This window comes from Roseovarius atlanticus (assembly GCF_001441615.1).
Lineage (GTDB): Bacteria > Pseudomonadota > Alphaproteobacteria > Rhodobacterales > Rhodobacteraceae > Roseovarius > Roseovarius atlanticus.
The window spans coordinates 460,689-470,872 of sequence record NZ_LAXJ01000003.1 but is presented as its reverse complement, the minus strand read 5'-3'; the positions used below and the strand labels follow the sequence as shown (position 1 = coordinate 470,872).

Below are 10,184 nucleotides of genomic sequence, written 5' to 3'. Positions count from 1 at the left end.
GTTGAAAAAGTGGAATTGGTACGCGGCGTCGGGCCCGGCGGCGTGCCGGACCCGACGGTTGGTTCAGCGGATCACTCGACGGCCAGCGCCTTGTCCAGCAGGGCCTGCCCTTCGGGCGAGCCTTCGAGGAACGCCTTGTAGGCCGTCTCCTGCGCGATCTGGCGCCACGAGTCGAACTCTTCCTGGGTCATCTCGGCAATCTCGACGCCGTTCTCGGCAAAGACGTCGCGCGCATTGCCGTCTTGGCTCTTCGCCTCTTCCAGATAGAACGCTTCTGCCTTCTCGGCGGCCTCCATCAGCGCGGTCTGCTGCTCCTCGCTCAGGCTTTCGAACTTGGATTTGTTCATCAAAAGCGGCTGATACATGAACCACAGCGCATAGTCGCCCGCCGGGGTAAAGCACGCCACCTGCTCGTAAATGCGGTAGCTGACAAAGGACGAGGACGAGGTGTTCGCCGCGTCCAGAACGCCCGTCTGCATCGCGTTATAGATCTCGGCCGAGCTCATCGACGCGATCGAGGCACCGGCACCCGCCAGCATCTGCTCGAACGCCTTGCCCGCCGCACGGGTCTGCAGGCCTTCCACGTCCTCCGGCGCGGTGATGCACTTCTCTTTGCCCGCAAAGCCACCGGCCAGGTAGCCGTGGACCAGCACCATGATGTCGTCCTCGGCCATGATGGCCTCGATATCGCCCATGAAGTCGGACTCGTTCAGACGTGCGGCGTGGTCGTGGTTTTTCACCAGCCCCGGCATCAGGGTCAGGTTGTAGGCGTTGCGCAGGCCACCCGCATAGGACAGCGGAAAGACAATCATGTCGACCTGCCCACGGGCCAGCGGCTTGTATTGCTCGCGCGCCTTGAACAGCGATTGCGACGGGAAAATCTGGATATCCAGATCGACATCCGCCGCCGCGACCTCGTCTGCGACCATCTGGGCCACCTTGTGGCGCACGTCGCTCGTGGACCACTGGTGCGACAAGCGCAACTCTTCGGCACTCGCCGTCAGGCTGCCCGCGAAAAGCGCTGCTGCCGCGACTGCGGCTGTGAAATTCAGTTTCATATGTTCCTCCCAAAACGTCCTGATTCGTATACGGACTGCCCTGCAACCTAACGAGATTGTGTAAGCAGTCAAATTTTTTGTATACAAGAATGGATTTCTTGCGCTCTAGACGGCGGTGTGCTAGCGGATTGAAATGGAACGCAAGCGCGCAGATCTCATCGCGGACGCCATCGAAGAGTTGATTTTCGATGGCACGTTCGAGGATGGCGACCGCCTGGACGAGGTTCAGCTGGCCGAACGCTTTAGCGTGTCCAGAACCCCGATAAGAGAGGCACTTCAACGGCTTATCCTTTCCGGACTGGTCGAGCAGATACCCCGCCGCGGGGTCTTTGTGCGTCAGCCCGGCCCCGTCGAACTGATCGAGATGTTCGAGGTCATGGCGGAGCTCGAGGCGATCTGCGGGCGTCTTGCGGCGTCGCGCATTTCCGACAAGGCTCTGGCGGATCTACGCGCCATCAATGACCGCTGCCGCACGGCGACCGAAGCGCAGGATGCCGACGGCAACTACCACCAGAACGATATCTTTCACGCCACACTCTATGCCCAGACGGGCAACGCGTTTCTGGAACAGGAGTGTTTGCGCCTGCAACGCCGCCTGCGTCCCTTCCGCCGCCTGCAACTGCGCTGGCGGGGGCGAATGGCACAATCGGTGGCAGAACACGACGCAATACTGGCCGCGATCGAGAGCGGCGACGGCGCTCAGGCCGGCAACCTGCTGCGCCAGCACGTCACCGTGCAGGGAGAGAAGTTCCACCGCCTGATGTCCAGCCTCAAGCCCGCCGCTGAATAGCCGCGGGTCAGGGCCGGGTGCACCGGTTGGCCCATTGGCGCACCTGACGCTCGGTCCAACCCGGAAAGCATTGTCCAACCGTTTGGGAAAAAACGGTCCGACCTTGCAACGCGGTTGGCAGTTCGGCGCAGCTGTTTCAATAAAGCGCGGAACACATTCAGCTAACACATTGAATACATTAATTTGTCGCCCGACGGCCTTGCAAGCCAGGCCAGTTCTGGCTCTACTGGCCCCATCGACTCATCTCGGGATGATGTTCGCAACTAAGGGAGAACACCATGAAAAACTATCTTCTCGGCGCCTTTACCGCCGCGGGACTCGCCATTTCCGCCCCGGCCTCGGCGCAGGAATTCATTTCCATCGGTACCGGTGGCGTGACTGGCGTCTACTATCCCACCGGCGGCGCGATCTGTCGTCTCGTCAACAAGTCCCGCAAAGATCATGGCATCCGCTGCGCCGTGGAATCCACCGGCGGCTCGGTCTACAACATCAACACGATCAAGGCCGGCGAGCTGGAATTCGGCGTGGCGCAGTCCGATTGGCAGTACCACGCCTATAACGGCACCTCGACCTTCTCGGACAACCCGTTTCCCGAAATCCGCTCGGTCTTCTCGGTTCACCCCGAACCCTTCACGCTGATCGCCCGGTCCGATGCCGGCATCGAAAGCTTCGAGGACCTCAAGGGCAAGCGTTTCAACGTGGGCAACGCCGGCTCGGGCCTGCGCGCCACGACCGAGGTGCTGATGGAAGAATACGGCATGACCATGGACGACTTCGCACTGGCAACCGAGTACAAAGGCTCGGAAATGTCGCAACAACTCTGCGACGGCAACATCGACGCCATGGTCTACGTCGTGGGCCACCCGGCCGCCGCCATTCAGGAAGCGGCGACAACCTGTGACGTCACTCTGGTGAACGTCACCGGCGACGTGATCGATAAGCTGATCGACGAAAACCCGTACTACCGCACCGCCACCGTTCCGGGCGGCATGTATGCCGGCAACGACGAGGACATCACCACCTTCGGCGTGGGCGCGACCCTCGTGACCTCCGCGGATGTGTCGGAAGACACGGTTTACGTGCTGGCCAAGGCGGTGATGGAAAACATCGACGATTTCCGCCAACTGCACCCGGCATTTGCCAACCTCGAGCCTTCCGAGATGGTTCAGGATGCCCTGTCGGCCCCGCTGCACCCCGGTGCGGAAAAGGCCTACAAGGAACTCGATCTGATGGAATAAGCCTCCGAGCTTCGAAGGGCGCCCCGCGCGGGCGCCCTTCACCAGATCAACGACATGACTTGCTTGAGGGGGCATGACAGTGAGCGACCAGACAGAAAACACACGTTCCGCCGACGACATGTTGGCCGAGGCCGATACCGGCGCCCGCAACCCGTCCGCAGCCTGGCAGACAAAGCTGATCATCGGCACCTGTATCGCTTGGTCCCTCTTCCAGCTTTACATCGCCTCTCGCATTCCGGGTATGCTGGCCCAAGCCACGGGCATGTCGATCTTCGCCAATATCGTCGCACAGGCCCGCTTCGTGCACCTGGCCTTTGCCATCATGCTGGCGACGCTCGCCTTTCCACTGTTCAAGTCCTCGCCCCGCGACCGCATTCCGCTTTATGACTGGGCGCTTGTGATCCTGGGCGTATCGGCCTGTCTTTATCTCGTGGTCTTCCGCTTCGAAATCGCCGACCGCCCCGGTCTGTGGAACGCCACCGACGTCACCATGTCCGCCATCGGGATGATCGTGCTTCTGGTGTCGGTTTATCGCTCTCTCGGCCTGCCGCTCGTGATCATCGCGTGCTGTTTCATCCTGTTCGCCTTCTTCGGCGGCTATTCGGAATGGGCCCGCAACATCACCAACTACGGCGGCTCGTCGCTGTCCAAGGCGCTTGGTCACTACTGGATGCAGACCGAAGGGGTGTTCGGCGTGGCCCTCGGCGTCTCGACCACGATGATCTTCCTCTTCGTGCTGTTCGGCGCGCTGCTGGACCGCGCAGGCGGCGGCAACTGGTTCATCAAGGTGGCCATCGCTCTCCTGGGGGCGTTGCGCGGCGGGCCGGCCAAGGCCTCGGTCCTGTCGTCCATGATGACCGGGATGATCTCGGGCTCCTCCATCGCCAACACCGTCACCACCGGCACCTTCACCATCCCGCTGATGAAGCGCATCGGCTTTCCGGCGGAAAAGGCTGGCGCGGTCGAGGTCGCCTCGTCGACCAACGGCCAGCTGACGCCTCCGGTCATGGGGGCCGCGGCCTTCCTGATGGTCGAGTACGTCAACATCCCCTATATCGACGTGGTCAAGCACGCCTTCCTTCCGGCGGTCATCTCCTACATCGCGCTCCTTTACATCGTGCATCTCGAAAGCCTGAAGATGGGGCTTAAAGGCTTGGAAAAACCCGGCCGCCGCATCGGCGTGCTGATGATCCTGATCCTCTTCCTGTCGGGCTTCATCTTCCTGGCCCTCTGCACCTTCCTGATGATCGGCCTGCGCGGCATTCTAGAGCCGATCATGGGCAACTCGGTCTATGCCGCCGTGGCGCTCGTGGCCGTGCTCTATGTCGTGCTCGTGGCCATCGCCGCGCGTTATCCCGACCTCAAGATGGACAAGGACGAAGATGGCCCGCCCGAGGCGCCGCGTCTGACACCGACGCTCATCGGCGGGCTCTATTTCGCCATACCTATCTTCATCCTGGTGTGGAACCTGATGGTGCGCACAGACACGCTCGACCGCCTGTCGCCCGCGCTTTCGGCCTTCTGGGCCACGATCTTCATGATCATCATCGCGCTGACGCACCGCCCGCTCAAGGCGATGTTCCGCGGCGAGGGCTTTGCCGGCGAAACATGGCACGGCTGGCGCGATTTCATCGACGGCCTGATCCTGGGTGCGCGCAACATGATCGGCATCGGGGTCGCCACCGGCGCCGCCGGCATCATCGTCGGCACGATTTCCCTGACCGGCGCGCACCAGGTCATCGGCCAGGTGATCGAGGTCGTCTCGGGCGGCAACCTGATGATCCTGCTGTTCCTCGTGGCGGTCCTGTCGCTGATCCTTGGCATGGGCCTGCCCACCACCGCCAACTACATCGTGGTCTCTTCGCTGATGGCCCCCGTCATCGTGTCCGTGGGCGCACAGGCGGGCCTGATCGTGCCTCTGATCGCGGTACACATGTTCGTGTTCTACTTCGGCATCCTCGCCGACGACACGCCCCCCGTCGGCCTTGCCGCCTATGCCGCCGCCGCTATCTCCCGCGGCGATCCGATCAAGACGGGTATCCAGGGTTTCGGCTACGACATTCGCACGGCGCTTCTGCCGTTCCTCTTCATCTTCAACACCGATCTGCTCCTGATCGACGTGGGCTTTGGCAAGGCGATCATGGTGTTCTGCATTTCGCTCATAGCCATGCTGCTCTTTGCGGCGGCGACCCAAGGCTATTTCATCGCAAAGTCCCGAAAATGGGAAAGCGCGGCACTCTTGTTCATCGCCTTCATGCTCTTCCGTCCGGGCTTCTTCCTCGACCAGATTTCGGACCCCTACCAGACGGCCACGGGATCCGGGATCTATGCCCTCATGGACAGCGCCGAGACCGGCCAGGACATGCGCCTGACCATCGAAGGCCCGGATTTCGACACCGGCGAGAACAGGCCCACGACCATATCCGTCCCCGGCATCGAAGGCGACGGAACCGCGGCGCTGTCGGAACAGGGCCTCAGCATCCTCGAAGAGGATGATCAGCTGAAGCTCGAAGAACCCTTCCCCGGCACACCGCATTTCGAGGCCATCGGCATCGAGTACGACTTCTACGGCGACACCCCCGTGGTGGTCAGCAAGGTCGAGATCGAGAACGAACGCCTGCCCAAGGAACTGTTCTTCATCCCCGCCCTGATCCTGCTGGCGGGTATCGTGCTGATCCAGCGGCCCCGCGCCACCCAACCGGCCTTCTGAGGAGGAACACCATGTTCAACAAGCTTCTCCTGGCGGTCGACATCAACGCGATGGAAGGCGCCGAAAGATTGGTACAGGCGGCCAAGCTGATCGCATCCGGCGACAATGCCGAGATCCACGTCATCAATGTTGTGCCCGGAAGTGGCATGAACATGGTCGGCGCGGCCTTTGAGGGGGACTACAACCGCTCGGCCAAGGCCGGCGCCGAAAAAGCGCTGAAAGACTGGACGGATGACGCTTTCGACGGCAAGGCCGTCCTGCATGTCACCGAGGGCACGATCTATGACAGCGTCCTGCGCATGGCGGACAAGATCGGCGCAGACGTGATCGTCGTGGGCGCGCACCGTCCCGAGTTGCGGGATTACCTCGTCGGTCCAAACGCCGCGCGGATCACTCGCCACGCCAATCAGTCGGTGGTCGTCATCCGCTAGGGCTTGGCCGACGCCACCCTTGCCAGCAACGCCTTGGCGGCGGTTTGCTCCGCCTGCCGCTTGGCTCCGGCGGTGGCCTCTTCGGCCTCGCCGTTTTCCAGCCGGGCCTCGATGGTGAACTGCGGCGCATGGTCGGGCCCGCTGCGCGCCGTCTCCCGGTAGACCGGCGGAGCCAGGCCCTGCGCTTGCGCCCACTCCTGAAGTGCGGTCTTGGCATCCCGCGCATCGGCCTTGACGGACGTCACCCGGTCGCCCCACAGACGCAGGATCACCTCCTGCGCCGCGTCGAACCCGGCATCGCGGTAGACGGCGGCAATCACCGCCTCCATCGCGTCACCCAACAGCGCCTGCTTGCGCCGCCCGCCCGACATCATCTCGGACCGCCCCAGCTTCAGCACCGCGCCAAGGTCGATCTGCCGCGCCACCTCGGCACAGGTCTCCTTGCGCACCAACGCGTTGTAACGCGGCGCAAGCTGGCCTTCCGCAGCCCCTTTGTCATTTTCCAGCAGCGCCTCGGCAATCACCAGCCCCAGCACGCGATCCCCCAGGAACTCTAGCCGCTGGTTGTCATCCCGGTTGGCCGTGGTCATCGACCCGTGGGTCACGGCCCGTACCAACAGTTCTGGCCGCCCGAATTCATGACCCAGGCGGCTCTCGAACGCTTTGAGATCGCCCGAAAGCTTCATCGCTGGATCAGTCCAGCTTCTCGAAAAAACGGTCGCCGCGCCATGTCCAGAAGAACAGCATGGACCGGCCCGCCGAAGAAAAGATCACCCGGTCCGCCCGGCCGATCAGGTTCTCGAACGGAACATAGCCCACCCCGCCCGGTGCCGTCAGCGGCGCACGGCTGTCGGTGGAATTGTCCCGGTTGTCGCCCATGAAGAAATAATGCCCCTCCGGCACCTCGTAGACGCCGGTGCTGTCATAGCGCTGCGGTCCCACGTTCAGGATGCTGTGCGACACGCCGTTGGGCAGGGTCTCGATCTGGCGTTCCTTTTCGCAAATCCCGCCCACACCCACCGCGCCATTGGCACAGCGCGGCGTCTTGCCCAGCGGGCCCTGCGCTTCCAGCACTTCCTCAAAGTTTCCGGCATCTTCCAGCTCGACCGGCTCGCCGTTGATGTTCAGCACGCCCTCTTTCATCTGGATACGGTCACCCGGCAAACCCACGACCCGCTTGATGTAATCCGTGCCGTTGCTGGGGTGACGGAACACGATGATGTCGCCACGCTCGGGCTCGGATCCAAAGAGACGCGTGTTGTCGCCATCCAGAAACCCGCAGATGTTCTTGGCGTCGATATCCAGGCCGATCCGCTCGATCTTGATGTTCGGGCAGGACGCATAGGAATAGCCATAGGCGAACTTGTTTACGAACAGGAAATCCCCGATCAGCAGCGTGTCTTTCATCGACCCGGACGGGATCCAGAAGGGCTGGAACAGGATCGTGCGGAAAATACCGGCGATCAGCAGCGCCCAGAAGACTGTCTTGACGGTCTCCCATATCGTGCTCGATGTCTTGGATTCTTCGGCCATGCGCGCCTCCGCTTGCTCTTCTGCGCTACATGCGGGGCGGGGGCACGGGTGTCAAGCCACGCTCACGTGCGCAGCCGGCGTCGCACCCAGCCACAGCGTCGCATCGCAGTCGGCTTTCACGTCGCTTCCCGTGCCTCGATCACAACGAAAGCCTGCGCCCAAGGATGATCGTCGGTCAGCGTCACATGAATAATCGCCTCATATCCTTCGGGCGTCATGTCGGCCAGCCGTTCCGCCGCCCAGCCCGTGACCTGCATCACCGGCTGCCCGGTGTTCAGGTTGCTGACGGCCATATCCTTCCACGCGATCCCCATGCGAAGGCCTGTGCCCAGCGCCTTGGAACACGCCTCTTTCGCCGCCCACCGCTTGGCATAAGTGCCCGCCACATCGCGACGGCGTTCGGCCTTGGCCTGTTCCACATCGGTGAATACCCGGTTGCGAAACCGGTCGCCGAATCGCTCCAGCGTACCCGCGATCCGGTCTATGTTGGCCAAGTCCGTGCCGATGCCCAGGATCATGAATGCGCCCCTTATCCTGCGGAAAACAGCGGGAAACTTACACCCAAAGCCCAGGCAAGCGCCAGCCCAAGCCCGACGCCGGGCCCGGCTGCCCCAAACCGCGACGCCGCTATCCGCCCGATCCAGCCGAAGCTTAGGAAGAACAGTACGATCACCGGCGCGATCAGCAGCAGAAAGAACAACCCCTCAAAGTCCAACGCCACCGCAATTCCCAGCGATGCCAGAAACCCCAGCCGCGCAAACACGCGGTGCAGAATCCCCGCGCCCTGCACTGCCCAGGCATCGGCCAGCATGAACGGCACGGCCCCCAGTGCCAGCGCCAGGATGATCCCGTACCGCTCTGGCACCGGCCAGAAATTGGCGCCGTAGCGATCCAGCGCGAACCCGAAGACGCCCACGGTCCAGACCAGCACCAGCACCCCGCCCAAGATGCTGATCGGCCCCGGCCGCGCGCCCGTGGCCCAAAGCGCGCCAAGCTGCACCACGCCGTATATCAGCAGGTGCAGCGCCAGGTAATCCGCCACCAGCACTGGCAAGACCTGCGTGTCCACCGGGGCCGCCAGCATTGGGGCCGCAAGCATCGGCGCACTCACGATTTCAGCGAACCGCCGCCACGACAGCTCATCTGGCAATCCCCCGACCGCCGGGAACAACCGCGCGACCGGCGCAAACAGCATCGTGATCGCCGCCAGCAGGCCGATCAGCGCCCAGCCCGTCTGCGGCACCGGCACTATTGTATCGCGTCCATAATAGTCATTCAGCCAGTCCAGTGCCGCGGCCCGGCCCTCCCGCGAATGCAGGATCGCCACATGCTCCACCGCCGGTGCCACGATCGCCTCGCGGCGGACGCCGTCCGAGGCCGCGGCCACCGCGTCAGCGGCAAAGCCTTGCAAACGCGGCTCCCACGCGCCAGTGATCATCAGCATGTTATCCGGCGCCTGCGCCGTCACCGCGCCCGAAAACGTGGCCAACAGGACCAGCGGCCCGATGCCCTCGGTCTCCAGCGCCGCCCGGACCAGCACATCGGTCGCCATCGAATGCCCGACCAGCGCCACGTCTCCGGCATCGGCCCGCGCCGCCGCGATCACCTCCAGCGTCTGGTTCACCAACAACCGCGTGGTGCCGTCCACGGCCGTGACATCGCCCGACATCGGCGTCGGATGCCGCCCGTGGCCTTCGAAATCATAGGCATAGACTCGGTACCCCGCCTGCGCCAACAGCAGGCCATACCCCTGCATCATCTGCCGCGACCCTGCAAAGCCATGCGCCATGACCACCGCCGGCCCGTCCTCGGACCCGGCCCAGACGGTCACAGGCGTCGGCCCCACACTCATCTTTTCGAACGTGACCCCTGAACGCGCACTTTCCAGCGTCCAAAGCGCCCAACAGCCCAAAAGCAGCGCCGCCACGGCCAGCCACCGATGCCATCGCACCGTCACCGAAGGCTGGCCTCGATCGCACCGCTGGCCTGGTTCAGGGTAAAGCGAAGCGCGCGGCCCTCGGCCTCGACAGGCCCCATAACCCGCACCGCAAGCTCGAAGATCAGCCCGATTGAAGGATCATAGTCCGCCTCCAGCGAACCGAAATCGACGTCCGCGAACCCGCGCGTGCCCTCGACGCTCAGAATCCGGCACTGCCGTGCGCCCAGTTCGTCATAGGGCGGTGACAGGATCAGGATATGCAAAGGCGACGCGCCCGGCTCAATCCGGTCCAAGAGCGCGATCCGCACCTTCCCGTCCGAGAACGTTCGCGTGTAATCCTCCCAGGGTTCGATCAGCCCTTCGGCACCGCTGCGCCAGTCGCAAGGACCGACGTCTTGCGCGTGCCCCTTGCCGCCCAACGCGACAAGGCCAACCGCCAGTGCAGCCAATGTCTTCCTCATGGCTCCGGCCCCGCATACCGCGTA

Annotated in this window: 10 protein-coding genes; 4 read left to right on the top strand and 6 right to left on the bottom strand. The window is 63.3% G+C overall.

Translation table 11 applies throughout. From position 1 onward, the window contains the following. Window positions 1-71: 71 nt before the first annotated feature. Window positions 72-1,058, bottom strand: a complete 987-nt coding sequence (dctP, locus tag XM53_RS05730) for a TRAP transporter substrate-binding protein DctP (RefSeq protein WP_057791153.1) — start codon at window positions 1,056-1,058, stop codon at window positions 72-74. 133 nt (window positions 1,059-1,191) lie between these two features. On the opposite strand from dctP, the gene XM53_RS05725 reads away from it, so the two are divergent. The 4 genes from XM53_RS05725 to XM53_RS05710 all read left to right on the top strand — a co-directional run bounded on the left by XM53_RS05725 (window position 1,192) and on the right by XM53_RS05710 (window position 6,227). Next, a complete protein-coding gene (locus tag XM53_RS05725) occupies window positions 1,192-1,848 on the top strand; it encodes a GntR family transcriptional regulator (RefSeq protein WP_057791151.1) in 657 nt (218 codons plus the stop codon). A 278-nt stretch (window positions 1,849-2,126) separates the two neighbouring features. Further along, complete coding sequence (locus XM53_RS05720) at window positions 2,127-3,086, top strand: TAXI family TRAP transporter solute-binding subunit (protein ID WP_057791149.1); 960 nt, start codon at window positions 2,127-2,129, stop codon at window positions 3,084-3,086. 73 nt (window positions 3,087-3,159) lie between these two features. Next, the gene (locus XM53_RS05715; RefSeq protein WP_057791147.1) at window positions 3,160-5,796 is read left to right on the top strand and encodes a TRAP transporter permease; all 2,637 of its coding nucleotides are present in this window, start codon (window positions 3,160-3,162) and stop codon (window positions 5,794-5,796) included. Window positions 5,797-5,807: 11 nt separating this feature from the next. After that, window positions 5,808-6,227 carry a universal stress protein gene (locus tag XM53_RS05710; protein ID WP_057791145.1) on the top strand — a complete coding sequence of 140 codons (420 nt, stop codon included), beginning with the start codon at window positions 5,808-5,810 and terminating at the stop codon, window positions 6,225-6,227. Here XM53_RS05710 and rnc read toward each other — a convergent pair. The 5 genes from rnc to XM53_RS05685 all read right to left on the bottom strand — a co-directional run bounded on the left by rnc (window position 6,224) and on the right by XM53_RS05685 (window position 10,160). Further along, on the bottom strand, window positions 6,224-6,913 hold the full coding sequence (gene rnc / locus XM53_RS05705; protein WP_057791143.1) for a ribonuclease III: 690 nt from the start codon (window positions 6,911-6,913) through the stop codon (window positions 6,224-6,226). The two genes, XM53_RS05710 and rnc, sit on opposite strands and share 4 nt — an antisense overlap. A gap of 7 nt (window positions 6,914-6,920) precedes the next feature. Further along, complete coding sequence (lepB, locus tag XM53_RS05700) at window positions 6,921-7,760, bottom strand: signal peptidase I (RefSeq protein ID WP_057791141.1); 840 nt, start codon at window positions 7,758-7,760, stop codon at window positions 6,921-6,923. A gap of 116 nt (window positions 7,761-7,876) precedes the next feature. Further along, a complete protein-coding gene (gene acpS, locus XM53_RS05695; protein ID WP_057791139.1) occupies window positions 7,877-8,278 on the bottom strand; it encodes a holo-ACP synthase in 402 nt (133 codons plus the stop codon). An 11-nt stretch (window positions 8,279-8,289) separates the two neighbouring features. Continuing rightward, complete coding sequence (locus XM53_RS05690; protein WP_057791137.1) at window positions 8,290-9,717, bottom strand: alpha/beta fold hydrolase; 1,428 nt, start codon at window positions 9,715-9,717, stop codon at window positions 8,290-8,292. Further along, complete coding sequence (locus XM53_RS05685) at window positions 9,714-10,160, bottom strand: hypothetical protein (protein ID WP_057791135.1); 447 nt, start codon at window positions 10,158-10,160, stop codon at window positions 9,714-9,716. Before XM53_RS05685 ends, XM53_RS05690 begins: the two co-directional genes overlap by 4 nt. Window positions 10,161-10,184 lie beyond the last annotated feature (24 nt).